This is a genomic window from Nocardia kruczakiae NBRC 101016, assembly GCF_001612965.1.
Lineage (GTDB): Bacteria > Actinomycetota > Actinomycetes > Mycobacteriales > Mycobacteriaceae > Nocardia > Nocardia kruczakiae.
The window spans coordinates 251,283-275,283 of sequence record NZ_BDBL01000001.1; the positions used below are offsets into that span (position 1 = coordinate 251,283).

Below are 24,001 nucleotides of genomic sequence, written 5' to 3' on the forward strand. Positions count from 1 at the left end.
CAGCCGATGCAGACACTGATCTTGGACGTGTCGTCCAGGGGCGATGTCGGCCCCGGCACCTGTTTCCGCAGGTCCCGGATGTTGTCATTACGCGGCCGATCTTCGGCCGAGTCAGGAGCGTCGGCATGGCCCGACCGAACCACTTTGTACACAGCCCTGCGCGGGCCGACGTCGAGCCCGCCGCACGTGTGCAGTTCAAGGACTACGAGACGAAGACCGGATATGTCGACGGCGCCTGGTGGCCCCGTAGTCCGGATCTCGCCACCGAACTTCCCGGCCTGCTCGCGGCCGTATCGCCCGCCCTCGGCTCGATCCACCGGGTCGTGTACAACACCGACGAATGGAATCCGGTCGCGGGCTTCGAAGCGGTGCGTCTCGACGGGACCCGGCACGGCACAGCCCACACCGTCGAGGTGCTGGGGGCGCGCGACCGGCGTCGAGTACTGCTGATCATCCCGCCGCGCACCGATACCCATCGTGCCTGCGCTGTCATGGCTCTCGCGTGTCGCGCGAACGACGAATCGACGGTCGACGAACTCCTGGCCCGATTACCCGGCCGCACCGGACGGGCCGCCGCTCTTCGCCGGTGGCGCAACGGCGCGACCGGCCGTGAGTCGGCAGTGGCCGGCTGCATCCATCCGACTATCGAAAGACACCGCCTGTGAGCGAAAAACATTTGGGACCCCAACTTTTCAGTCACCGAGACGCGGCCACCGACAGCCCGTCCGACGTCGTGGCGCGAGGGGACCTGCGACCGACCTTCTCCGCCGCGCCGGACACCTCGGCCGAATCTCGAAACCGAACCGCCCGCCGCGAAGACGCGAAATAGCGCCGCGGCCTGCGAGAGTACTCACCGTGTCGTCGGCAGGGTGAACGCGGCGGTGCGGACGACGTCGCCGTGCTCGAAATCCAGGAACAGCCGGTAGGTTCCGGGTCCGGGGACTGCGGTGTGGAAGGTGACATCCGGGCCCGGTGCGGTGACGCCGTCACCGGGTTCGCCGTTGGGGTGGACGTGCACGTAGGCCAGGTCCCCCGCCCGCAGGATCACCAGATGTCCGTAGGCCGCCAGGTACGGCTGTAGGTCGGTGACCGGCTCGCCGTTCTTGCGCACGGTCAGGGTGAGCAGGCGGCCGTCACCGGGCACCAGATCGCCGTCGAGAGTCACCTCGTAGCCGTCGATGTCGGCGGTCCGGGCGGCCGCGGGTGCCGGGCGCGGTGCGTACGTTCCGGCGACGGCCAGGTCCGCGCCGAGGGTGATGGTCGTGCCGAGAGCCCGCGGGGCGATGTCGGTGAACACGCGATACGCGCCCGCCTCCGGCAGGTTCAGCCGCACCGTCCAGATGCCGTCGGCGGTGAGTTCCGGATGCACGTGCCAGAACCCGGTCAGTTCCCGCTGCACCACGATCAGGTGCAGCTGCCGATCGTGGATGGCGGTGTACTCGGTGACCGGTGCGCCGTCCGGACCGAGGATCCGGAACCGGAAATCCACCTCGCCGGGAGTAAGGATCGGCTCGGCGAGTGCCAAGGTGTACCCGTCCTGGGTGATCTGGAGCCCGCCCGGCAGTCCGCCACCGTGCGCGGCGTGACCCTCGTGTCCACCGTGGCCCTGATGCCCGCCGTGATGCGCATGCGGGTCGTGGGTTCCGTGATTGCCCTGTGCCCCATGGTGATTGATGTCAGTGTGCGCGGTCATCGCTCCGGCCTTTCCGATCTTGTTCTCGTCCGACATCGACGAATGTATACCCCTAGGGGGTATATGGCAAGCATCAGGCCGTCGAGATCGTGAGGCTGATCCAGACGACGACCGGCCGGCCCCCGGATGGGGACCGGCCGGTCGAATAAATCAGCGGTCAGCTGAGGCCGGTCACTTCCTGAGCGATCGCGGCGAGCCGGGTCTGGGCGGCCGACACGACGCCGTGGCGCTTCTTGTGAGCTTCCTCGTAGGCGACGATCGCGCGGATGTCGGCCGGTTCGGTGAGGTCCTTCACCGCGGCGACGGCCTGGGACACATTCAGCTCGTCGTAGTCGCGAACCGGCAACTCATCGGGTTCGAGGACACCGGTGGTCGCGCGGATCGAATGCAGGGCATCGGCGGCCGCGGCGGCGCCTTCGTGACGCGTGACCTGTTCGGCGGTCTCGAGTGCGGCGTCGCGGGAGGCCGAGAGAGTCTTGACCGCGACATCGCCCGCGTGGGCGCCTCGGGCGAGCAGGTCACCGAGCGCGGGCGGGGTGGTTCGGACGGTGTCCAGCGCACGGTCCAGGCCGCGAGCCGACCAGGTGACGGGCAGGTTGAACAGTTTCACCGCAGTGCCGGTCGCCGCCTGCAGCGCAGTACGGCGCAACGCGGCCGGCCCGCCGAGGGCGTCCTCGGCCAGGACGGTGGTCAGCCATTCCACCGTGGCCGAATGCGCGGTGATCAAGCGGTCGGCCAGCGTCACGATCTCCCGCTGCCCGGCGGCGGTCGCGAGGGCCTTGATGTAGCGGGCGCGGTCGAGCAGCTGGTGCTCCAGCGCCAGATCGCCGAGCAGGGCCTCGTCGAACGGCTGGGCCTGTTCGGCCATCGCCTTGATGGCGGCGACCGCACGACCGAGGAACGGGCCGACCACCTCGGGCACACTGCCCAGATCGCGGATGGCGGCCTCGATGGCCTCGGCGCGAGCGCGGCCCTTGTCGGCGTTCTCCGAGAGCTCCTTGCGGACGGCCTCGGTCCGCGCCTGTGCGATCCGGGTCTCGGCCACTTGGATCTCGGTATTGGTCAACGTCAGCAGTGCTCGCAGCTGGGCCAGCAGGGTGGACGTGTCAAGAGTGCTCATGCGAATCTCGTCCTTCGGCGTATAGACAGCATCAGGTCGGGGCGCAACGTTGCACCATATCTGCGACTACCCGCCATTACCGATGATTAACATCCGCTCAGCCGAGATAGGTCGATTCGAGTACGAGATCCTTGAGGACCTTCTGGTATTCGGCGTGCGTCCGATGCTCGCGGGTCGCCCACCGGGTGCCCTCGTGGCGACGCATGAACGCTCGATATTCCGGGGCGCCCGGATATTTCACGTTGTCCGCCACGACGACCGCGCCGGGGCGCAGCCACGCCTGCTCCAGGATCCGGTGGAGATCGGGAAGATATTCGTCCTTCTCGTGGTCGAGGAATGCGAAATCCAGTGCGCCGGGGGAGAATTCGTGGTCGTCGCGCAGCGCACGGAGCGTCTTTCCGTCGTCGCCCAATGTGCCGACGATGACGACGATGCGGTCACCTACCCCCGCGTGATCCCAGATCCGCTGGGCGACAGCGGCATTGGCGGCGTTGAACTCGATCGAGTACAGCACGGCGTCGGCCGGCATGACCCGCGCCATGCGCAATGCGCTGTAGCCGCAATAGGTTCCGAGTTCCAGCAGGCGGCGCGGCCGCGCGGCGGTGACGGCACGGTCGAGGATCCGGCCCTTCTCGTCACCGATATTGATCAGGTAGCTCTTGGTGTAGCAGAACTCGTCGATCGCCCGGATCACGTCGTCGATGTCGTTGCGCCGCGCATGCGCGCACACATAGTCGGCCAGCGCCTGTTCGCGGCCGTCACCGACCTGCCAGGTGGCGCCCATATGCCGGAGGCCGAACAGAAACCGCACATACGACCATCGCAGGAACATCACCGGTTTGCCCACGCTCTCGTTGGCGGCGACCGCCAAGGCGATCGCGGCGACAGCGGCCAGCGCCGCGCGCGGGAGACGGAGACCGAACACCGCCGGCCTCCGTGCGGCCAGCATGATCGACGACGCGACCGACACCGCGGATGCCACGATCGCGGCGGAATGCTTGCTCACCTGCTTCTCCCTTCGCCGTGCCGATTCAGTTCGGTCTCCAGGATCGGCCCGATGACCGCGAGCGCCTCGGGGTTGGTCATCTGGGCGTGGGTGACGTCGACGCGGTGCTCCGCGATCCGTCCGGAAACCCAGGGCCGCCACATCTCGCCGGTCAGGTCGCCGGTGATGCCTTCGGTCGCCGAGAAATACAGCAGATCGCCGTCATAGGATGCCGGCCGGTAGCTCGTGGACATGGCGACGCTGTCGACATAGCCCTGGTGCAGGCATTCGAGCTGCTCGCGGGTGAGCCCGCGTCCGGGGCCGGGGCTGTCGGCGAGCACGTCCACCGCTTCGTCGAGCGTGAGCGGCCGCGTATCGGGGGTGGCCGACTCGTTGCCCTGCAGATGGGTGACCAGATCACGGACGGTGGGCGGCTCCGGCTGCGGCGCACCCTCCCCGAAGGCCACGCTGTCGAGCATGACGAGCAATCCCACGTCGTGCCCCCGGGCGCGCAGCCGGGCGGCGAGCGCGTGCGCGAGCTGGCCGCCCAGGGACCAGCCCAGCAGGTGGTACGGCCCTTCCGGTTGCACGCGCGTGAGTTCCCGCAGATATACCTCGGCAAGCTCGTCGACGCTGTGATATCTGCGCGATTGCCCGGAGACGGCCGGCGACTGCAGGCCGTAGACGGGCCGGTCGGTGACGTAGCGCAACAGGCCCGAATAGCACCATGACAGCGGGACCGCCGAATGCAGGCAGATCAGTGGCGTCCCGGAACCGCTGCCGCGCAACGGAAGAACCGGCTGCAACGCCGAACCGCCGACTGCCGCATCGTTGTTCCCGTGGGTGGCAGTGGCTTCGATGGCGGCGGCCAAGGTCTGCACCGTCGGGGTGAACAGCGACGAGATCGTCACCGTGGTCCCGGTCCGCTCCGACAGTTGACGGCACAGTTCGACGCCCAGCAGCGAGTTGCCGCCGAGTTCGAAGAAGTTGTCGTCCAGGCCGATTCGGGACTGCCCGGTCACCTCGGCGATCGTCTCCGCCACGGTGCGCTCGATCTCCGAGGCCGGCGCGCGGAACGCCGGGCGCGGCAGCGTCTGCGGAGCCGGCAACGCGGATCGATCGGTCTTGCCGCTGCTCGGATTGATCGGTATCTCGGGCAGCGGAATCAGCATCGCCGGAACCATGCCGGGCGGCAGCACGGTCCGCAACCGCGCCAAGACGGCGGCTCGGTCGAAATCTTCCTCGGCCGCCGCCGGCACGACATAGCCGATCAGCCGATCGCCGAGTGTCTCGGACGTCCACACCCGCACCACGGCCTGATCGACCGTCGCGTCGGCGGCCAGGGCGCGCTCCACCTCGGAGGGCTCGATGCGCTGTCCGCGCAGCGAGATCTGAACATCGCCTCGGCCGAGGTACTCCAGCGTGCCGTCGGGTTGCTCGCGGACCATGTCACCGGTGCGATACATCCGGGTTCCTGGCTGCCCGTGGGGATTTGCCACGAAACTCTGCGCGGTGATCCCGGGCCGCCCCAGATATCCCCGCGCCAACGCGTCACCGGCGAGATACAGTTCGCCGCGGGCGCCACGGGGAGCCGGCCGCAGCCGGGCGTCCAGGACGAGAGTCTGCACGCCGGGCAGTCCGCGCCCGATCGTGATCGGCGAGCCGGGGGTGAGCGGTTCGGTCTGGGTCACCACGACGGTGGCTTCGGTGGGCCCGTAGGAGTTGAACATCGGTAACCGGCCCGCCCAGCGTTGCGCCAGTGCGGGCGGGCATTTGTCTCCACCGACGGTGACCGTCCGCAGCGAGGGCAGTCGATCCGGGTCGAGCGTGGCCAGAATGGCCGGCGTGACGATCAGCTGCGTGACGGCCTCGTCCTCCATCACTTGCGAAAGGCGTTGTCCGGCCACAATGTCCGGTGCCATGGCGACCAGCCTCGCGCCGGGAGCGAACGCGGACAGGTATTCGAGCATCGACGCGTCGCAGAATGGCGAATGTGCTTGCAGCACTACGGCATCGCTGCCGATGCCGTTGCGGGTGCGCAGATCGTCGGCCAGGGTCGCCAGTCCCTCGTGGGTACTCAGCACCCCCTTGGGCGCGCCGGTGGATCCGGAGGTGTAGATCAGATACGCCGGGTGCGCGGCCCGCAACGGTCGTAACCGGTCTTTGTCTGTCACCGCTTCGGAGGACCGGGAGGCGGCGGCGCGGGTGAACTCGTCGCTGTCGAGCATCAACCAGTCGACCGTCGTGGTCTCCAGGGGTGCGCGCCACCTGGTGAGGGTGATGCCCAGCGACGCACCGGAATCGGCGATCAGCTTCGAGACGCGGGCCGGCGGGTCGGCGGGGTTGACCGGGAAGAACACCGCGCCCGTGCGGGCGACCGCCCACAACGCCATGACCGATTCCACCGACCGCGACAATGCCACCGCGACAACGACTTCCGGCCCGGCGCCGTGCGCGATCAGCTCACGCGCCCACCGCGCGGTTGTCTCGTCGAGTTCGCGATAGGTCACCGAACGATCAGGCCCGCTCAGCGCGATCCGGTCACCGGCATCGATTCCAGCCGCGAGCAGGTCCGGCAGCAACCGCTGGTGGTGCCGCCGCTGCGGGGCGGCGATCGTGTGCGTGCCGGCGACGGCCGCGAACACCGTGTCCGCGCCGTCGGCCCGCAGGAATCGGGTCAGGCAGTCGACGAACTGCTGCCGATACCCCTCCACTTCGTCTGCTCGGTACAGCTCCGGGTTGGCATGGAAGTCGATGACGAACGGCTCGGTGCCGAACCGGTAGCAACTGATCGCCAAATCATCCACCGGCCCGGCCGAAAGCAGTTGCGTCCGCCCGCGAACGGCGCCGAAGTCGATGCTGTCGGGCAGGCTGAGGACGTTGATCAGCGGACCGTAGCCGTGCCGGCCGGCCTGCCCCACACCGTGGTCGCGGAGCAGGTCCTCGTGCCGGTACAACTGATGGCGCAATGCGCCGATCATGCTCAGCCGTACCTCGTGAACCAGCTCACCGACCGTGCTCTCGGCCACGCCGCGCACCCGCAAGGGCACCACGTTCGAAACCATTCCCGCCGACTGCCGCAGCGCTCCGGTGGTGCGCCCGGCGACGGGCAGCGACACCGTCACATCGGAATGGCCCGTCATCTGCGCCAGAAAAGCGGTCACCGCCGCGACCAGCACCTCGGCCATTCCGGTGCCGTACCGGCGGGCCGCGTCGCCGAGCCGTGCCATCACCTCCGCGTCGACGGTCGCGTGCGAGATGTGCGGCCGGGCCGAAGGTGCGGCGTACCGCTCAGTGAGGCGGGTCGTGTGGTCGAGGCCGGCGAGTTGCCGACCCCAGTACTCGCGGTCGGCCGCGAACCGCGACGAGGACCGATACCGCTGCTCGGCCGCCACGATCTCTGCCAGCGATACCGCCCGGCACGCAACCGGCGGCCGTCCTTCCGTTGCGGCGGAATGCAATTCGGCCGTTCGCTGCAACACCTGAGCGGCGCCGAAACCGTCGACGGCGATGTGGTGGCTGCGCGCGTAGCAGCGATACCGGCCGGGGCCGAGGGTGAACAGCACCGTCTTGGTGACGTCGTCTCCGGTCAGATCGATGCCCGCGTGATGATCCCGGCTCATCCACTCCTGTGCGGCGCGTTCGGGATCGGGGTGATCACTGAGATCTATGCAGTCGAATCCGGTGTCCGCATCGTGGTCGAGATATTGGCGCGGCCGCCCATCGACGATGGCGAATCGCACATGCGGCGACTGTAATTCGCGTGCGGCGCGGCGGGCACACCGCTGGAGCAGTTCCAGGTCGAGATCGCCTTGCACATCGGTGTATTGCGAGATGGAGAACGGAACCGTGGGATGTAATTGCTGAGCCAGCCACAGTTCGTACTGCGCCACCGACAATTCGAAGAAGTCCGCGTCCGGAGTCGCGTCGTCGTGACGACGCGTGGTACTCGAAAGGTCTACCACCGCAATTCCTTAATCGTCGCCGGCGAGGTTGTCGTCCGGGGGATCGTGCGATATGGCGTCGTCACGAACCGATCCTCGTCCGGAGGAAGCTCGTTACCTCCGCCATCATCCGGCTGACCGAATCGGCGACGAAGAGGAGAGGTTGACAGATGCTGTCGTCGATATCGGCGGCGAGTATGTCCTCCACCCGGAATTCTCGCAGATCCGCCTCCACGAAGGACTCCATCTCCGTCACCGAGGACAGGATCGCGGCGCCGTACGCTCGCGGGTGACCTTTCTCGGCGACCACGCCGACCTCCAGGGTGAACCAGAACAACCGCGCGATCGCGGCCCGCTCCTCGTCGGAGGTGGCGCGGTTGGCGGCGCGGCCGAAACAGCGATACAGCTCCGCGAATTCGGGGTCGGCCAGTATCACCGCATGTCCGACCAGTTCGTGGATGACGTCCGGATCGGGCGAGAACGATTGCTCGGTCACCGGCCGCACGTCCGGAGTGGCGTGGAGGATGCCGTCGGCCATCGGTCCGTAGAACAGCCGGCCCGGTTGGCTTCCGATGGCCGGCGCCAACGCGAAACCGGTCAGCGAACGAAGCATGTGCGACACCTCGCTCATCTGCGGTACCCGCTCGGCGGGCAGCTGAACGACGCGAGCCGCGCACCGATAGTCCGCGCACGCGAGCTGTTCGTGCATGGCGCGAAGCGTCGCGAAGACGCGGGTCCACAAGATGTCTTCGTCACTACTGTAAAGGAATTCGGGCAGGGGCTGCCCCGGGCGGCACGCGCGAGCGACTCGCTCACGCTCGGACCGAACGTCGAGACCAACCGTCATCGCAATCAATCCTCTCCTCGAGTTGCCTAAGTTGCGCAGGTCATCACCACTCGGAATTGATCGGCGCTGACAATAGGTGCGTTCTGTGCGCGAGTACCCCCGGCGATTTTCAGCAAACAAATCGGCAGGGCCGGCGAGGATAAGGTAGAAGACGGTTTCCCGCAATACATTCGGCGGAATTTCGGGTGACAATTCGGTGCGCCCCGAGGGCGCTCGTGAAAGTGAAAAGGGTTGTCCGGAAAACGATGGTTTCGCTGTCCGATCTGTCGCCTTTCGACCGAATTGTTCATAGCGCCTTCACTGATCATCAGGCGTCGATCGCGGCCGCGCGCCCATCGGCTCATGCGGACCGGGCAGGTTCGGCATCGGCGCCTCCGCTCTTCTCGGGCGAGCAACGGTAATCGTCAAGCTACTACAGGGTGGGAGGCAATTCGGCGTTTGCCATCACATTGCCGACCGCGTTTCCGACCGCTGAGGTCGGCGAATACCCTCCGCCGTCACCGGATCGACGTAGTCGGACAGTCCAGGGGATCCACGCCCGTGAGCTCGGCGCCGGCCGCCCGCAGCTCGGCCGCGGCGTCCGGATCGGTCATATGCGTCACTGGGGTGGCGACGATGCTCGCGGTGTCGGCGCCGGATGCCCGCAGTCGGCGATCGAGTTCGAAGCCGAACAGCATCTGCGCCAGTTTCGATCGTCCGTAGGTGCGCTTGGGCCGGTAATCGCGCTCCGACTGCAGATCGGTGAGATCCAGCCGTTCCGACCGCGCGGCGAAGCTGCCCACCGTGATCACCCGGCCCCGCGGGGCGGCCGTCGGCAACGGCGCCAGATGTGCGACCAACGCGAAATGCCCGAGATGCTTCGTCGCGAACATCGATTCGTGTCCTCGCGCAATCAGCGCCGGTGATCAGGATCGTCTTCCCGTCGGCTCGACAGCCGCTGTGCCATGTCATACCGGCAACCCCGCCTCGGTGCTCTTGCACCGCCCTGACGTCCCACTGGCATGCCGTCCCGGTGGGGTGAATGCCGCGCACGGTAACCATCCGGAAGCTGACGACCAGTGCGCGTGGATATATTCTCAGGTCGAGCCTTGTATTCGGGGGAATTGCAGGATAAGCCGCGTCGATGGCCCGGCCGCGAGGTGTCATGGAAATGAGTGACTCACTAAAAGAATCTTGCCGGAATTAACTTTCCAGTCTGAATAATTAATCGCGGATAATGATATTTTCTTCTCGAATCGCTTGTGCGATTTCGGCCATGAAAAGATGAGAAGAGGCTATATTTTAGAAACTCGGTGTTGCGGTCCGGTATTCGGTCGCAACGTTGCTCTACCTTTTCTGGAGTCAGTCATGAGATCCATGTCTTCCCTGGTTCGTGCCGGCGTTCTCGCTCCGGTGGCGGTCGCCACCGTCTTTTGTCTGGCGGCACCGGCGAATGCCGCCCCGGTCAGCGTCAACTGGAGCTGTAAGGGCACCATTTTCGGGATCGGCCAGACCTCGAGCATGACCACATCGGTCACCGGCACCGCGCCGAGTTCGGCGGCGTCGGGTTCCGCGGTGGCCATCACCCTGACGCCGGGCTCGTCGTCGGTGCCCAGTTCGGCGTCCGGCTTCACCGTGAACAACATCAGCAATCTGAAGATGACGTTTCCGACACCCGCGAATTCGACATTGGTCTCCGCTACCGCCTCCGGGGGTACCGTGGCCGGCACCGTCGCCACATCGGGTGGGAATGTCGTTCTGACCGTGCCGGGTCCGATCGCCGGCGGCACCAGCTTCACGCCGCCGGCGGTGACCATCAATGTCACCGCCGGAACCCCCGGAACGCCGATCACCAGCAAGTACGCGGGGACCAGCTACACCAGTCCCGGTATGACCATGACGACCAACGTCGCACTGGTCGGCAATGTCGCGACCTCGTGTTACCCGAACCCGTCGCCGACCCTCACCACCACTGCCGTCAGCTGATTTCGCGGGCAGGCGCCACGGCGTGACGGTCGGTGTCCGCACCGGCGGCCGGTGGTGAACATGCCTGGGCCGGGTTGTGTCGGCAGCCCGGTCCAGGTCTCACCCGGGTCGGACGGGTGGCCACGGTTCTTCATAGTGATTGCCCCGCTTCACGTTTGGTGCAGGGCGGCCACTCGCACCGAATTCTGTGATGCACCGTATCGCATGGGTCGGTGTGTCGTACAGTGCATGTCCGACACAGCCGTGGTCGCTTCGGCGGCCGCAGCTGTGCCAGCTTTCGTGATGTTCGGCAGCCGCGGTTCGGGTTGCCGGCCAAATCGATTGACAGGAGCACATATGCCCGCTTCACGCGACCGGCGGCGATCCCTACCGTACGCAGGGGAAATGATGGTGCACACACCCTGATCGGCGACTTCTCTTGAGCGGTTTGATGTTTCACAGTGATCGAGGGGAAAGCGCGTGTGCCCGAGACCAATCGAACCCGCCCGGATCTCGGCCGAACTCAAAAGGGCCCTGGGGTTCTATCACGGAACCGTCGAGGATCTGACCCGCGAATTGATCCGGGTGCTGGGCGTGAACGAGACCGACCGGCGGGCACTGGAGATCGTCCTGGCCGACGACGAGAAGTCCACGACGCCGGGGATGCTGGCCGAACGGCTCGGCATCACCGCGGCCGGCGTCACGATCATGCTGAACCGGCTGGAGAAGCAGGGCTATATCGCCCGTTCGCTGCATCCGACCGATCGTCGTCGCGTGATCGTGATGGCGACCGACCTGGCGGCCTATCGCATACAGCAACTCGTCGTCCCCATGATCGTCGAGAGTTACAAGATGTTGCTGAGCTGGTACGACTCTGCCGAACTCGAGATAATCGCCGACTTTCTCACCCGCGCCGGTGAATTGCAGCGAATCCACCGGCAACGGCTGCGCGACGTGGATCCCTATTCCAGGGCCTGAAACATCGACCACGAAGCCTCGTCCACATAGACAGAAATTCGAGGCGCTGCGAGATTCGGCGCCCAGACCTCGCAGTGAAGTCCGGCCGCGCGCCGTCCGGGCGCTGCTCTTCTCGGCACAACATTCACGTATGGATGCCCGCTCGAGTTGTTCGGCGAGGCGACGCCGTAATGCTCGCGTTTCGGTATTCGCGGAACGGCCGCAATTCGATGTCCGATTCCCGGGCGTGTTTTCGGTGGTGCAAACGGTGTGAACACCGTTTCCCGGCGGCCGGCGCATCCGGAGGAAGAAAGCGACAGTGGGATGCAAACCGTCGACAACAGCGACAACCGAGCGGGTGAGCCGCGGGCTCGAATTCCGCGGTGGTCCGGGCGGCAATCCGCGAAGCCTCCGGCCGATCGATTCCGGCGGCAGCTCTCGCGTGCGGGTGTGGTCGCCGCGTTGGTGACCACCGCAATCGGGATAACGCTCGTGGTACGAGCGGATTCGGGTCCGCCGGTGCGTGTGAACGATTCTCGGGCGCACTCGGGCGAACCCACCGTGCAGACTTTCGACGGCGGTGCCTCGCGAAGCGAAATCGCCGCGGCGAACGGGAGTACGGCTTTCGGCCCCTCGAGCGAGCTCCCCGTACCGGTCGACGTCTCGGGCGATACCGGCGCGGCTGCCGATCCCGGAAGCGCCCCGCCGGCCGCCGATCCCGCCGACCCGGGTTCCGGCCCCGCCACTGCGACGGAATCCACGCCTCCGAGCTCGACGGCCGGTTCGCTCGGCGCGAGTTTCTCTGCCACGGCGAGCCTTTCGATCCAGATCATGCCCGGCGCGCCGGACTCGGGCCCGGTCGTCCCGCCTGCGATACCCACGGCGCCGACGGAGACGTCGACGGTCACGGTGACGGCCGATCCAAGTACAGCGACCACGACAGTGCCGACAACGGCAGCGCCCACCACCACAGCGGCGACAACGACACTGCGCGCCACGACGGTGCTCACCACGGCGCCGACCACGACGGTGCCGACATCGACAGTGCCCACCACCCCAGTGCCGACCACAACGCTGCGGACCACCACGCCGACGGCACCGGCCGACACCGCGACGACGGCACCTACCGACACTCCGGCCGGGACCACGACGGTGTCCACGCCCGCCTCGACGACCACCAATGCGGCGAGTGCGACGCCATCCCCATCACCGGAGGTGGTCACGACATCCGGGCCGCCGACAACCCCGGCGACGCGATCTATGACGACGATGGCGCCGAAGACGACCGCGCTCCCGCCACACCCGAAGTCGCGTCCGACGGCTCCGGCGACCGCACGTCCACCGGCCACATCGCCGAAAGTCGCAGGGGGATAAGCGGTTACATGGTCGAGGGCGCGGTGCATTCGAGCATCTGCGGTTGTCGGCCGATCGTTCACGGGCGCACCTACGTCGCCGGATGGGACTCCGGCTGCCAGTCGTAGACGACTGTGGTGCGCAAAACGATGTCTTGAATCGAGTGCCGACGCGAATCGATTGCCACCCAGAACAATCCGACGGCGAACATCACGCAGAACACCGCCCGCAGCAAGGCCCGCGGCCATCCCACGAGTTCGCCGTCGCGGCTCACCACCCGCAGGCCCATCATCACGGCGCCGACGGTGCGACCGCTCACGGCCCAGCATCCGGTGAGGTACAGCACCGACACCACGATGAATATGCCCGTCGACATGACCGCGCCGGTGTCCGGCCATGCGAAGTCCTGCGGCGAGAACAGCAGCCGAGCGAACGCCAGACACAGGTAGATCCCGGCCATGATCGCCAGGACGACGGCGATATCGACCCCCGATGCGACCGACCGGGTCACGATTCCGGCGGGCCGATGGGCAGGGGCGCTCACCCCGCGCCCGATTCGGACGGTGTTCGCCGGAGCAATTTCCCGACGAACCCCGCGACCGCGTCGTCCGCATGCATCCCCTGGCTTCGGATGCCGAGAACCGCCTCTGCGGACATCGAATCGGTGGATTCCCGGATGATCCGGGGGAGATCGACGCCGTCGATCACGGTATCGGCCAGCCCGACCAGGTCCACCCGCCCGATGATCTTGTCGACATCGATCCGTTCGGCCACCGCGTCGAGATCCACATTGTCGACGACGATCGCCGTGAGGTCGACGGCGCCGACCGCGGTCCGCACGATCCGGCCGATCACCGCCTGCAGCACCCGCTCGGTGAGATCATCGACGGCTTCCAGCGTCTCGGCGCCCCGCTGGCCGAGCTCCGCGAGCGCCGGCTCGACGCCCGGCACATGCCGGCCGACATCGAATCCGAACCCCAGCACGCGCCCGGCAGCTCCGCCGACCTTCGCGGCGGCGCCGACCACCAGGTTCACCGGCCTCGACATCGTGGTGCCGTCCACATCACCATCAAACTCGCTCGGCACCGGATGGGTATGCATTTCGAGTTATCCGGTTTTCAGACGTCGGCCGAGCTCGGCCGATCGGGGAGGCGGTCGCGCTGCCAGATCCGGCGGGACGTCGCCAGCGTGTCGCTGCCCTGCTCCGGTGGGGTCGCCCAGATGCGGCGAATCCGTTCGGCGGTGTCGAAACGCGGCCATCCGGGGTCGCCGGTCGCGGCGAAGGAGATGAAGGCGTGGCGCATCGCCGCCGAGAGGTCGCCGAAGTCCGGCGGAATCTCCGGCCCGATGAGCTCCGCGGCGAGCGGGCCGTGGGGCGTATCGAAGGTGAAGGGAACGTCGAGGCCGTGACAGGCCCGAAGTACGCCGCCGCGCGCCGGGCTCGGCCATGCGAACTCGTACAGGTAGGTGTCGTTTCCCGCCTCGGCGGCGGCCTCGGCGCACCACAGCGCGGGCATCCGGAACAGGGCATCGGAGAGGATCAGAGCGTGCAGCTCCTCGTCGGTGATGCCCGGATTTCCCCTTCGGTAGGTCCGGACCGCGTTGGCGTCGAGACCGCAGGCACGGGCGGTCTCGACGGGGTCGGAGCCGGACAGGTCGACATCCGCGGTGAACATCCGAGCCTCGTCCGTGGTGAATCCGCACACGAGTTCCAGGCTCGTTCCGGACGCTCGGTGGTCGAACCAGGGTGGGGCGTCGAACAATTCGTCGTCGATGATCATCGAGTACGGCGCGTTCGGATGGGTCCACCTGCCCGGCTCCGCCGCCATCACAGCCACCGGCGCCATCTGAACGGCGTGAATCGCTTCGGGCGGCAGCGCTGCCAATGCGTCGGTCGTCGGGCGGACGTCGAGTTGCGACGTGATCATCGCCGACACGGCACGCGCCTCGTCGGCGGGAACGAAGATCTTCCCCGGACTCTGCGCGATTCCGCGCCGGAACAGATCGGATGCGCGATCGCCGGCCATCAGGCCCACGACCGACGACGCACCCGCCGACTGTCCGATCAGAGTGAGCGCGTCCGGATCGCCACCGAAGGCGGCGATGTTGTCGTGGACCCAGCCGAGCGCGGCGATCTGGTCGAGTACACCCCGATTGCACGGCGCATCGTCGACCCAGCCGAAGCCCTCGTAGCCCACTCGATAGTTCATCGTGACGAGGACGACTCCCGCGGCCGCGAAGGCCGCACCGTCGAAATCGGCGGTGACGGCGGTGCCGCCCATGCAGGCGCCGCCGTGCAGCCACACCACGACCGGCATCCCGGAGGTGCCGGCATCGGGCGTCCACACGTTCACGGTCAAGCATTCCGGATCGTCGCCGGGATGCCAGAGAATCGGCTGCGGAACCGAGGACCCGAACCTGCGCGCATCGCGCACACCACTCCACCGCTGCGGCGGAGCCGGGGCCTGGAAGCGACGGACGCCGACCAGGGGTGCGGCATAGGGAATGGCGAAGAAGACCGAGTACCCCTGTCGCGCTTCGCCTCGGACCGCCCCACACGCCGTGCGAACGACCACATCCATCGTGCCCCTCCCTTGCTTCGGCAGAACTCTGATATAAGTCACTGTACTAAAAAGGAGGTGCGATGCCGAAGATCGTCGATCGGACCCAACGGCGCGACGAGGTGGCGGCCGCACTGTGGCGACTGGCCTACCGCGAGGGCTGGAACGCGGTGAGCCTGCGCCGGGTCGCCGCGGAGGCGGGGTTGTCGCTCGGTTCGCTGCAACACTATTTCGCCGGGATGGACGATCTTCTCGACTATTCCGTCGGGGGAGTGGTCGACATGCTCGACGAGCGGCTCGTCGAGCAACTCACCACCCTCGCCGACCCGCGCGACGCCGAATCGACTGTGCGCGAAGTACTTCGGAGCATGATCCCCGGAGCCGTCGTCGATTCCGCGGCCGGGCAGCACCCCGGCGACACCTGGCGCATTCAGGTGATGGCATGGCTGGCCGTGGTCACCAGGGCCGCACGAAATCCGGAAATGTCGGCCCGCCTCTCCGCCGGCTCCGACCGACTAGCGGAAGCGATCGCAGCCACCCTCCCCACGACCCGACACTCACGCGATGACGCGCTGTCCACCGCGCGCGGACTCCTGTCCCTCGTCGAGGGCTTGCTGCTGCAACTGGCCCGCGGCGACGTCGCCCCCAGCGAAGCATCCACGGTGATCACCCGTTTCGTGGCCCTTGCCTTCGACGCGTGAGTTGGCTCGGCCGGAGTTTCGGGTCGAGGCATGCCTCGCCTGCACGACGCCCCGTCGTCAGCGGCTTCGCTCGGACACGCCCGCGAGCGCATGCGCCTCGCGGTGGCAGGACACCGGCCACAGAGATATGCGTGTGCGATGCTGGGGCGGTCCCGTCCGGCGAGGTTCGCTACGGAAACCGGTGGTGGGGCAGTGGCATGGAGTGGTTCGTCATCGTGGCTGTTCCGCGGCGTCGTTCACGGTCTTGCGGAACTGTGCTTCGGCCTGGGCGGGGAAGGTGGCGGGGTCGATCACCAGCAATCGAAGGTGCCGGTCGTGCGGACCGAAGACGTACATCAGTCCGGGCGGTTGTCCTGGGAGCGGTCCGGTGACCTCGATCCCGTCCGGAGGATCGATTCCGCGCTGCGACCGGCTCAGGAAATTCCAATCGAAGGTGATGCGCGCGGTGGCGCCCAGTCGCGTGGTCAGAGCGGCGACCAGGTCGTGCAGTTCGGTGGTGAGGTTGTCGGTTCTGGGCCACCAGGCACCGTCCACGCCTGCGGATTCCTCATCACGGTCGCGTAGCAGCAGCCGAGGGGTGCGGGTCGGCGTGTCGAATGGTTGGCCGCCGCCCCCGGTGTGCCGGGGTCGTCCGGCATCACCGCCGCCAGTACCACCGCCCTCTTTCGGCGGCGGGTTCTGTGTCATCTCGAACCTCCCGCAACCGCGATAGACGTATCTCGGTCTTGCGGGGCCACTGGCGCATTGTGTCCGCCTTCGTCGTCCCAGCGGCACAACGCAACCCGGTTCTGGGTGTTCTCGAGGCTGCGGCCGGTACCGGCGGCCACGAGTTCGTCGGCGGTGAACTCGCTGCCCGGTCGAGCTGCGGCCGTCAGCAACGCCTGGGCCGCCGCGGCCTCGGTTCTTGCCGGGATCACCAGCAGGACGAGGCGGGTGCCGTCGAGTCCCAGGACACAGAGCATGTGCGCGGGCAGATGCCGGTAGCCGTCCAGGCGTACCGAACGCTTCCCGAGCACCGTGCGCTTGGGCGCCGGGTCCCAGGCATCGATGTTGTACACGATTCGTTCCACGCCGCCCGCCCGCCGGCCCAAAAGCGCCTCGAGACCGGCCATTTCGGCGACGAGGTCGGTCGTGTGGGGCCACCAGGCCCCGCCTACCACCCCGGGCCTGGGCGCTTGCGGTGACAGCGGCGAGGGGCCGCCGCGGAGGGAAAAGCGTGCCGAGCGGTCCAGCAGGATCGGCTCGTGTTGTAGCGTCATCGCGACGCTCCTGACCGGGACCGCATAGATGGTCCCTGTTCATTCGCCGAGCGACGACGAGACTGTGGATGGTCTCGTACGAAAAGCCCCCGACACTTCGAGCCTACCCGCGATGAACCCACCCGGGCCGCCTCGTGCGTCGACGATGAACCTTCGGGCATCACGGTGAGCCCATACCTTGAAGCGGAATCGCTCGTCGGCGAGTCGAGCCTGGACAGCGCGCACTACCCGGCGTTCACTGGGGAAGTACACCTCCCGGCGTTGGGGGCCATCATGATCATCATTTTCCGGCTGGCCGATTTCCCCGGAGCCTGCGGCGACGAAATCGTGACCTCCTCGATCGGTGGTGGCCGATGCCCCTGACCGAGCGTGCGTGGGATCTCGGGTACGCGGCCGGCTGGCACCTGGTGCGAGCCTTGCCGGAACGGTGGGCGATGCGATCGTTCGAAGCCATCGCCGACCGCGCCGCCCGCGGCGGTGGACCGATTCAGTTGCGGCGCAACCTGGCCAGGGTGCTGGCCACCACCCCGGCGCAGGTGCCCGACGAACTCGTGCGCGCGAGCCTGCGCTCCTACGCGCGCTACTGGTGCGAAGCGTTCCGGCTGCCATCGATGGATCCGGCGCGGTTGGCCGAGCGTATCGACTCCGCGGCCACCGGGCTCGAACATATCCACGAGGCGGCCGGGCGCGGGCGTGGAGCGGTGCTGGCGCTACCGCACAGCGGCAACTGGGAGGTGGCCGGCGTCTGGCTCGTCCAGCGGATCGGTTCCCCGACGACCGTCGCCGAGCGACTGAAACCGGAATCGCTGTACCGGCGCTTCGTCCGGTTTCGGGAGCGCCTCGGTTTCGAGATCGTCCCACTCAACGGCGCCGCTACCCCGCCCTTCCAGCAGCTGACCACGCGGCTACGGCAGGGACGAATCGTCGGACTCCTCGGCGAACGCGACCTGTCCGGCACGGGAGTGCCGGTCACCTTCTTCGGTGAACCGGCACACATGCCGGTCGGTCCGGCTCGGCTGGCGATCGACACCGGTGCCCCGCTGCTACCGGTGCATTGCTGGTTCACCCCCGACGGCTGGGGCTTCGAGGTCGGCGCACCGATCGACACCGCCGGCGGTCTGCGGCCTACCACGCAGGCATTGGCCGACCGGTTCGCCGCGGCGATCGCCGCTCATCCCGCCGACTGGCACATGCTGCAACCGGTCTGGGACGCCGACCAGCTCCCGCGTGAGCGGGCTCGTAGCGCTCCACATCCCTGAGCCGTCCGGCCGGCCATCACCGCCCGCGCCGGTGCCGCTGTCTACCCACGCCAGCGGCCACCCGCGGGCGTAGGCTGGGGTGTATCCGGCGGCATCACGCGCGCCGATCAGCAGAGATCGCGCCGTTCCCGGATTCGGATCCGGCCTCTTTTTCGGGCCTGGACAGGAGCGTCCGATGACGCTGTCACCGCTGCATACGCCTTCGGTATCGCCGCGCGCCCCCACCGGCACGCCGAGATTCCTTCTCGGTGGGGACCCCGGTGGCTACATCGAGGCCACATGGTGGCCCCTATCGGGCAGCCTCGTCACCGAGCTTCCCGAGTTGATCACCGCGCTCCAGCTGCGGACCGGGCCGATATGGCGCGTGGTCTACGATCCGACCGCCTGGTCACCCGCCGAGCGGCGGCTGCGCATCGACGATCGGGTCATACGACTCGATCCGTATCCTTTCGAGCTCTTCGGCACCTTGTACGCGTATGGAACCAACGGCACCGTCATCGTGCTACGAGTCGTCCCCTCGCGCACCGGCACGGACTCGGCATCGAGAGCAACCGGCGAGCCCGCTCGATCCGTGGCACCATCTGCGACGGATAAGGACCACGCCCCAGGACGGCCGATTACCAACCACGCCGCGATGGGTGCCTCCACCGTCCGATAACCAGTCAGCCATCGATTCGCCCTCGGCGGCAATGATTTTCGCGCGCTTCTCCCGCTCGGCTTCGGCCTGGCGGGCCATCGCCTGTTTCATGCTCTCGCGCAGTTGGATGTCCTTCAACTCGAGGAGGGTGACCTCGATGGCCGCGTTGTCGTTTCGATGGCCACTACCTCGCCGGGACGCGTTCACCAGTCGATCAGATCATCTTTGTCAATCCCCTCCTCACACGGCAAACTCCACCGGTCATCGTCAGCTACCAGTCGGTGCCGCTTAATATTTCACAGAAAACGACTCTTGCCGGCACGTGATTCTCATCGCCGATCCGGGCTGCGGTTGGTAGTGATGTCGACACCCGGGGGTGGCGAGTTCTCGCTCGGAGCTCCCGCCGATGACCGAGCGGGCGGACAGGGGCGATGGACCACGTTTCTTCCACGCTGCGCTCAGCTGGGCCGTTAGGTACCCCCATCGGTGTCCAGGGCGTCCGGACACCCGACCGCGGACGTCCTTCACGCGAGCACGACACGCCAATCCGGCACCGCCGCAGGCGATGTCAATGGTGCCGACCATGATCGGAACCACCCCGCCCGACCGATATCGGATTTCGCGAACGCAGCCGGGCGGCGGCGCCGGCCGGAGCGGGGAAGCAAAGATCACTGCTGGTGTCCAGCTTCCGAACAGCTATCCGCTGAACGGAAAACGGACTCAAACCGAACCGAAGAGTCATTGCCGAGGTGCCTTCGCTGGGCGGTAACTGATAGCAGCGGCGTCATCCAGCTGAGTCGGTGTCGCTGCGTGAGAACCCTTTTCACTGCTTCCCGTATTAAGGCAAGAAAATGTCACCTGTTATCACCTCGCTGAATCCCTCTTTCGGTCCTCCGGCGGGTCTCAACTCTGTCATCATCACCGGTTCCGGCTTCGCCAATGTCGGTCCGCTGACTGTTCGGTTCGGCACGACGGCAACAACATTCACCATCGACTCCGACACCCAGATCACGGCCATCGTCCCGCCGGGGACAGGCACGGTGAACGTCACCGTACAGGCGTTGCTGGACGGCACGAGCAACCCGCTGCCCTACACCTATGGCGGTGCGCTTCCTACGTTGACCAGCATCATCCCGGCGTCGGGGTCGGCGGCCGGTGGGACGACGGTCGTGCTCACCGGGACGCATCTGACCGGAGCCACCGCGGTGAGTTTCGGTGGTACACCGGCAACCTCGTTCACAGTCAACTCCTCGACCCAGATCACCGCGGTGGCCCCGGCCCATTCGGCGGGGACAGTGCAGGTCACTGTCACCACTCCCAGCGGTACCAGCAACGGGGTCGCGTTCACCTATATCGCGGTGCCGACGCTTACCAGCGTTACTCCGAGCTCGGGTCCGCCGAGTGGTGGGACGGTGGTCGTGCTCACCGGCACGGGCCTGACCGGAGCGACCGCGGTGAGTTTCGGTGGGACACCGGCGACTCTGTTCACTGTCAATTCCGACACTCAGATCACCGTTCTCACCCCGGCCCATTCGGCGGGGACAGTGCAGGTCACTGTCACCACCCCCGGCGGTACCAGCAACGGAGTCACCTACACCTACGTGTCGGGTCTGGCGCCGGTCAATCTGGGTACGGCGTCGACGTTCGCGGTGCTGGGTGCCTCGACAGTCACCAACGCCGGAGCCACGGCCATCACCGGGAACCTGGGCGTCAGTCCGGGCACCGCAGTGACCGGATTCCCGCCGGGCACGGTGACCGGTGGAGCGATCCATGCCGGGGACGCGGTCGCGGCGCAGGCGCACACCGATTTGCAGGCCGCCTACCTCGACGCGGCGGGCCGCACGCCCACCGCTTTCGTGACCGCTGATCTCGCGGGTCAAACCCTGACCTCCGGGGTGTACAAGGCAACCGGCGGGATCGGTCTCAACGGCACCGTCACCCTGGACGGGCAAGGCAATCCGAATGCGGTGTTCATCTTCCAGGCCGGGTCGACGCTGATCACGGGCGCGAACAGTGTGGTCAACCTCATCAACGGAGCCACCGCGCACAATGTGTTCTGGCAAGTCGGTAGCTCGGCCACGCTGGGTGCCAACACCAACTTCGCCGGCAACATCTTGACCTTCACCTCGGACACGGTGACCACCGGCACCACCGTGAACGGGAGCGTCCTGGCCCTCAACGGCGCGGTCACCCTCGACACCGACACCATCACGGCCGCCTGAGCCGACTCACCGAAAGGATCTCAACCCCCTGTCCGCGCGCCTCCGGCGCGCGGACAGGGGCGTTCAAGGGCGTCGCGCGCCTCGGGCACGGTGGGCCAGTCCGCCTCGCCCGCGGTGACTGCGATATCTCTGCTCCCGTACCCATCGAGGGTCAGCATCGGTGTCGCGTCCTTCATCGGGCGCGGGGGTGTTTGTGCGCCTACGTTGTCCGTCAACGCTGTAGACATACGTTGTAGGAGCGGCCTACGCTGGAGTTATCCGGCCACCCTCGGCCGGATGAGAACCGAGGTTGTGAACGATGGCACCTACCGACTCCGCGCCCCCTGTTCATCCGATTGCGGTCGACATCGCGGCGCGCGGACATGAACTCGACGAGATTCGCCGCGACGTCCGAAACCAGCGCGGCATACGCGGATGATCATCGTTACCTTGTTCGCCGGCATGGCGATCGGAGCGGTCGCGATGGCCCTGATCGATCGCCGCCGATCCGGTGTCTACCCCTCTGCCCGGCGAGCCCGTCCCGGCCGTCGTCACCACGATTCGGCGGCCGACCGCGACCTGCACGAAAACGCCGGTGGCTCGCGGCATATCCGCACTCATCCCAGCTGGCGAGACCGGCTCGAGCAACCGCGCCCGACCGGCGGGGAAATAAACCGAACCGAGGAATTGCCGTGATCGTCATCATCGGACTCGTCATCCTGGTCGCCGCCGTAATCATCGGCGTCATAGGAGTATTCGCCAACAGCGGCAACAGTCACCTCCTGACCGACAACTTCGCGGTGTTCGGCTATCACGTCACCGGATCGACCGGCGTGCTGTTCCTATACGGCATGGTGCTCGGCGCCATCGCGGTCGCCGGATTGGCCCTGCTACTCGCCGGCACCCGCCGCACTGCCCGCCGTGGACGCGCCGCCCGCCACGAACTCGAGTCGACCCGGCGGGAGACCCCGGTCTACTACAGTCACACCGGCACCACCAGCGTCACATCCGCACCTCCCGAGGTCGCCGAACACGACACCGGAAGCCCGACCGCGCCCCACCGGCACGGTAGGGGAAGACTGTTCGGGCGCAGGTCGACAGTGCACTGATCGCCGGTGTGTCCGAGTTCGCAGGTTTCAAAACCCCTGTCTACCTGCATTTTCACGGTCCAGGTAGACCGGACTCGAACCGGCACGGCGCGGACCGCGGAACCCTACGGTCGGGATCCTGGAGCACGAGGTCGGTTTCGAGCCTTCGAAGATGAGGTGGCAGTCGTGGACTCGATGGGGTCGCTGGTCGAACAGTCGGATGACGGCAACGCGGTATGAGTTGCCATCAGAACTGTCATCGGAATAGACAAAAGGCTCAGCAAATGCTGAGCCTTTTCCTGGTGGAGCTAAGGGGAATCGAACCCCTGACCTTCTCGATGCGAACGAGACGCGCTACCAACTGCGCTATAGCCCCGTGGCTCGTTTCCGGGCCAACGGAGGAGAACTTTAGCAGGTGGGGGCGGGAGAATCCGAATCGGCTGGTCGAGATGGGGAAATGCGGGGTCAGGTGGGTTCGGGGGTGGGTGGGGTGAGGTGGAGGCCGGCGGCGGTGGCGGCTTCGGCGAGGACGGTGTCGAGCATGGCGGGGGTGAGGCGGCCGGTGAAGGTGTTCTGCTGGCTGACGTGGTAGCTGCCGAACAGTTCGAGGCGGTGGCGGCCGGGGCGGGCGGGTTCGATCGAGTAGTGGACGCCGTGGCCGAATTTGGGGCGGGGGCGGGGGACCTGCCAGCCGGCCGCGGTGAGGGCGGGCATCAGTGCCTGCCAGCCCCAGGCGCCGAGGACGACGACGGAACGGACTGTGGGGGAGAGCAATTCGAGTTCGTTGATCAGCCAGTGCCGGCAGCGGTCGCGTTCGTCGATGGTGGGTTTGTTGTCCGGGGGCGCGCAGTGCACGGGGGAGGTGACGCGGGTGCCGATCAGCCGGAGGCCGTCGTCGCGGCGGGTGGCGGTGGGCTGGGTGGCGGCGCCGATCGTGTAGAGGGAGGCGAAGAGTACGTCGCCGCTGCGGTCGCCGGTGAACATCCGGCCGGTGCGGTTTCCGCCGTGGGCGGCGGGGGCGAGGCCGACCAGCAGCATGGCGGCATCCGTGGGGCCGAAACCGGTCACCGGGCGGCCCCAGTAGGTCTCGTCGCGGAAGGCGGCGCGCTTCTCGCGGGCGACCTGTTCGCGCCAGGCGACCAGTCGCGGACAGGCGCGGCAGTCGGTGAGCGCGGTGTCCATGGCGTCGAGGTCGGGATAGTCGGCCGACGCGGTCGCGGCGGTGTTCGGTGTTTCGCTGTGGGCGGTGCGACGCGCCATCGGTCCCTCCGTTCGGTCGGTGCACCTGCGAGTCTGCCCGTTCTCCGGTCGTGTCACACCTACCGCTGTCGATAGCTGGCAGGTAGCGAGGCTCGGCGCACCGTCTGGTACATGCCGATTCGTGCCTTGTGGGCGATTCGTTCGATCCGGCGCGAGGTGTTCGCGGCGGCGAGCAGAGTCGCCGATTTTCGG

Annotated in this window: 20 protein-coding genes, 1 tRNA gene and 1 pseudogene; 8 read left to right on the forward strand and 14 right to left on the reverse strand. The window is 67.0% G+C overall.

Features of this window, described 5'->3' with window-relative positions; translation table 11 throughout:
* The first annotated feature begins 125 nt into the window (after positions 1 to 125).
* Entirely contained in the window at positions 126 to 665 is a 540-nt protein-coding gene (locus NK1_RS00725) for a DUF5994 family protein (protein ID WP_157104022.1), read from the forward strand.
* Positions 666 to 850: 185 nt separating this feature from the next.
* Here NK1_RS00725 and NK1_RS00730 read toward each other — a convergent pair whose 3' ends face one another.
* The 6 genes from NK1_RS00730 to NK1_RS00755 all read right to left on the reverse strand — a co-directional run bounded on the left by NK1_RS00730 (position 851) and on the right by NK1_RS00755 (position 9,461).
* On the reverse strand, positions 851 to 1,729 hold the full coding sequence (locus tag NK1_RS00730) for a DUF8832 domain-containing protein (protein WP_245660291.1): 879 nt from the start codon (positions 1,727 to 1,729) through the stop codon (positions 851 to 853).
* Between the two features lie 121 nt (positions 1,730 to 1,850).
* Complete coding sequence (locus NK1_RS00735) at positions 1,851 to 2,813, reverse strand: hypothetical protein (protein ID WP_063006690.1); 963 nt, start codon at positions 2,811 to 2,813, stop codon at positions 1,851 to 1,853.
* Between the two features lie 97 nt (positions 2,814 to 2,910).
* A complete protein-coding gene (locus NK1_RS00740; RefSeq protein ID WP_063006794.1) occupies positions 2,911 to 3,645 on the reverse strand; it encodes an O-methyltransferase in 735 nt (244 codons plus the stop codon).
* 170 nt (positions 3,646 to 3,815) lie between these two features.
* Positions 3,816 to 7,763 (reverse strand): non-ribosomal peptide synthetase, encoded by a 3,948-nt coding sequence (locus NK1_RS00745; protein WP_063006691.1) that lies wholly within the window; start codon positions 7,761 to 7,763, stop codon positions 3,816 to 3,818.
* Positions 7,764 to 7,824: 61 nt separating this feature from the next.
* The gene (locus NK1_RS00750; RefSeq protein ID WP_245660292.1) at positions 7,825 to 8,754 is read right to left on the reverse strand and encodes an amino acid hydroxylase; all 930 of its coding nucleotides are present in this window, start codon (positions 8,752 to 8,754) and stop codon (positions 7,825 to 7,827) included.
* Between the two features lie 332 nt (positions 8,755 to 9,086).
* Positions 9,087 to 9,461 carry a Rossmann-fold NAD(P)-binding domain-containing protein gene (locus NK1_RS00755; protein ID WP_063006693.1) on the reverse strand — a complete coding sequence of 125 codons (375 nt, stop codon included), beginning with the start codon at positions 9,459 to 9,461 and terminating at the stop codon, positions 9,087 to 9,089.
* Between the two features lie 475 nt (positions 9,462 to 9,936).
* Between NK1_RS00755 and NK1_RS35500 the strand changes: the two genes are divergently transcribed.
* Positions 9,937 to 10,554, forward strand: coding sequence for a hypothetical protein (locus NK1_RS35500; RefSeq protein ID WP_063905867.1), 618 nt, complete (start codon positions 9,937 to 9,939; stop codon positions 10,552 to 10,554).
* A gap of 459 nt (positions 10,555 to 11,013) precedes the next feature.
* The gene (locus tag NK1_RS00765) at positions 11,014 to 11,511 is read left to right on the forward strand and encodes a MarR family winged helix-turn-helix transcriptional regulator (protein WP_062995731.1); all 498 of its coding nucleotides are present in this window, start codon (positions 11,014 to 11,016) and stop codon (positions 11,509 to 11,511) included.
* Between the two features lie 1,423 nt (positions 11,512 to 12,934).
* Here the strand turns inward: NK1_RS00765 and NK1_RS00775 are convergent.
* The 3 genes from NK1_RS00775 to NK1_RS00785 are packed head-to-tail and all read right to left on the reverse strand — an operon-like array spanning position 12,935 to position 15,425.
* On the reverse strand, positions 12,935 to 13,387 hold the full coding sequence (locus NK1_RS00775) for an RDD family protein (RefSeq protein ID WP_063006695.1): 453 nt from the start codon (positions 13,385 to 13,387) through the stop codon (positions 12,935 to 12,937).
* On the reverse strand, positions 13,384 to 13,905 hold the full coding sequence (locus NK1_RS00780; RefSeq protein ID WP_439955920.1) for a hypothetical protein: 522 nt from the start codon (positions 13,903 to 13,905) through the stop codon (positions 13,384 to 13,386). The genes NK1_RS00775 and NK1_RS00780 overlap by 4 nt, the downstream gene beginning before the upstream one ends.
* A 56-nt stretch (positions 13,906 to 13,961) precedes the next feature.
* The gene (locus NK1_RS00785) at positions 13,962 to 15,425 is read right to left on the reverse strand and encodes a carboxylesterase/lipase family protein (protein WP_063006696.1); all 1,464 of its coding nucleotides are present in this window, start codon (positions 15,423 to 15,425) and stop codon (positions 13,962 to 13,964) included.
* A gap of 62 nt (positions 15,426 to 15,487) precedes the next feature.
* On the opposite strand from NK1_RS00785, the gene NK1_RS00790 reads away from it, so the two are divergent.
* Positions 15,488 to 16,105 carry a TetR/AcrR family transcriptional regulator gene (locus NK1_RS00790; protein WP_063006697.1) on the forward strand — a complete coding sequence of 206 codons (618 nt, stop codon included), beginning with the start codon at positions 15,488 to 15,490 and terminating at the stop codon, positions 16,103 to 16,105.
* A gap of 210 nt (positions 16,106 to 16,315) precedes the next feature.
* Here the strand turns inward: NK1_RS00790 and NK1_RS00795 are convergent, their stop codons facing one another.
* Positions 16,316 to 16,792: a DUF5994 family protein gene (locus tag NK1_RS00795; RefSeq protein WP_063006698.1), complete on the reverse strand. Its 477-nt coding sequence runs from the start codon at positions 16,790 to 16,792 to the stop codon at positions 16,316 to 16,318.
* The gene (locus NK1_RS00800; protein ID WP_174552677.1) at positions 16,789 to 17,364 is read right to left on the reverse strand and encodes a DUF5994 family protein; all 576 of its coding nucleotides are present in this window, start codon (positions 17,362 to 17,364) and stop codon (positions 16,789 to 16,791) included. Before NK1_RS00800 ends, NK1_RS00795 begins: the two co-directional genes overlap by 4 nt.
* Positions 17,365 to 17,717: 353 nt before the next feature.
* Between NK1_RS00800 and NK1_RS00810 the strand changes: the two genes are divergently transcribed.
* On the forward strand, positions 17,718 to 18,623 hold the full coding sequence (locus tag NK1_RS00810; protein WP_063006701.1) for a phosphatidylinositol mannoside acyltransferase: 906 nt from the start codon (positions 17,718 to 17,720) through the stop codon (positions 18,621 to 18,623).
* Between the two features lie 175 nt (positions 18,624 to 18,798).
* Complete coding sequence (locus tag NK1_RS36135; RefSeq protein ID WP_063006702.1) at positions 18,799 to 19,281, forward strand: DUF5994 family protein; 483 nt, start codon at positions 18,799 to 18,801, stop codon at positions 19,279 to 19,281.
* A gap of 6 nt (positions 19,282 to 19,287) precedes the next feature.
* Here the strand turns inward: NK1_RS36135 and NK1_RS35505 are convergent.
* A pseudogene (locus tag NK1_RS35505) lies at positions 19,288 to 19,419 on the reverse strand (slipin family protein); the annotation flags it as partial.
* Between the two features lie 692 nt (positions 19,420 to 20,111).
* Here NK1_RS35505 and NK1_RS34860 point away from each other — a divergent pair.
* Both NK1_RS34860 and NK1_RS35280 read left to right on the forward strand, forming a co-directional pair.
* Positions 20,112 to 21,482: an ice-binding family protein gene (locus tag NK1_RS34860; protein ID WP_063006703.1), complete on the forward strand. Its 1,371-nt coding sequence runs from the start codon at positions 20,112 to 20,114 to the stop codon at positions 21,480 to 21,482.
* A 671-nt stretch (positions 21,483 to 22,153) separates the two neighbouring features.
* The gene (locus NK1_RS35280) at positions 22,154 to 22,570 is read left to right on the forward strand and encodes a hypothetical protein (protein ID WP_174552678.1); all 417 of its coding nucleotides are present in this window, start codon (positions 22,154 to 22,156) and stop codon (positions 22,568 to 22,570) included.
* 279 nt (positions 22,571 to 22,849) lie between these two features.
* On the opposite strand, the gene NK1_RS00835 is transcribed toward NK1_RS35280, so the two are convergent.
* Positions 22,850 to 22,925 (reverse strand) — tRNA-Ala (locus NK1_RS00835).
* A gap of 89 nt (positions 22,926 to 23,014) precedes the next feature.
* A complete protein-coding gene (locus NK1_RS00840) occupies positions 23,015 to 23,731 on the reverse strand; it encodes a uracil-DNA glycosylase (RefSeq protein WP_063006796.1) in 717 nt (238 codons plus the stop codon).
* Positions 23,732 to 24,001: the final 270 nt, after the last annotated feature.

Bases quoted from the DNA above. Each gene is read 5' to 3' on its own strand.
- NK1_RS00725 (WP_157104022.1), top strand. From the start codon at position 126: ATGGCCCGACCGAACCACTTTGTACACAGCCCTGCGCGGGCCGACGTC.
- NK1_RS00730 (WP_245660291.1), bottom strand. From the start codon at position 1,729: ATGTCGGACGAGAACAAGATCGGAAAGGCCGGAGCGATGACCGCGCAC.
- NK1_RS00735 (WP_063006690.1), bottom strand. From the start codon at position 2,813: ATGAGCACTCTTGACACGTCCACCCTGCTGGCCCAGCTGCGAGCACTG.
- NK1_RS00740 (WP_063006794.1), bottom strand. From the start codon at position 3,645: ATGTTCCTGCGATGGTCGTATGTGCGGTTTCTGTTCGGCCTCCGGCAT.
- NK1_RS00755 (WP_063006693.1), bottom strand. From the start codon at position 9,461: ATGTTCGCGACGAAGCATCTCGGGCATTTCGCGTTGGTCGCACATCTG.
- NK1_RS35500 (WP_063905867.1), top strand. From the start codon at position 9,937: ATGAGATCCATGTCTTCCCTGGTTCGTGCCGGCGTTCTCGCTCCGGTG.
- NK1_RS00785 (WP_063006696.1), bottom strand. From the start codon at position 15,425: ATGGATGTGGTCGTTCGCACGGCGTGTGGGGCGGTCCGAGGCGAAGCG.
- NK1_RS00790 (WP_063006697.1), top strand. From the start codon at position 15,488: ATGCCGAAGATCGTCGATCGGACCCAACGGCGCGACGAGGTGGCGGCC.
- NK1_RS00795 (WP_063006698.1), bottom strand. From the start codon at position 16,792: ATGACACAGAACCCGCCGCCGAAAGAGGGCGGTGGTACTGGCGGCGGT.
- NK1_RS00800 (WP_174552677.1), bottom strand. From the start codon at position 17,364: ATGACGCTACAACACGAGCCGATCCTGCTGGACCGCTCGGCACGCTTT.
- NK1_RS00810 (WP_063006701.1), top strand. From the start codon at position 17,718: ATGCCCCTGACCGAGCGTGCGTGGGATCTCGGGTACGCGGCCGGCTGG.
- NK1_RS36135 (WP_063006702.1), top strand. From the start codon at position 18,799: ATGACGCTGTCACCGCTGCATACGCCTTCGGTATCGCCGCGCGCCCCC.
- NK1_RS34860 (WP_063006703.1), top strand. From the start codon at position 20,112: ATGTCACCTGTTATCACCTCGCTGAATCCCTCTTTCGGTCCTCCGGCG.
- NK1_RS00840 (WP_063006796.1), bottom strand. From the start codon at position 23,731: ATGGACACCGCGCTCACCGACTGCCGCGCCTGTCCGCGACTGGTCGCC.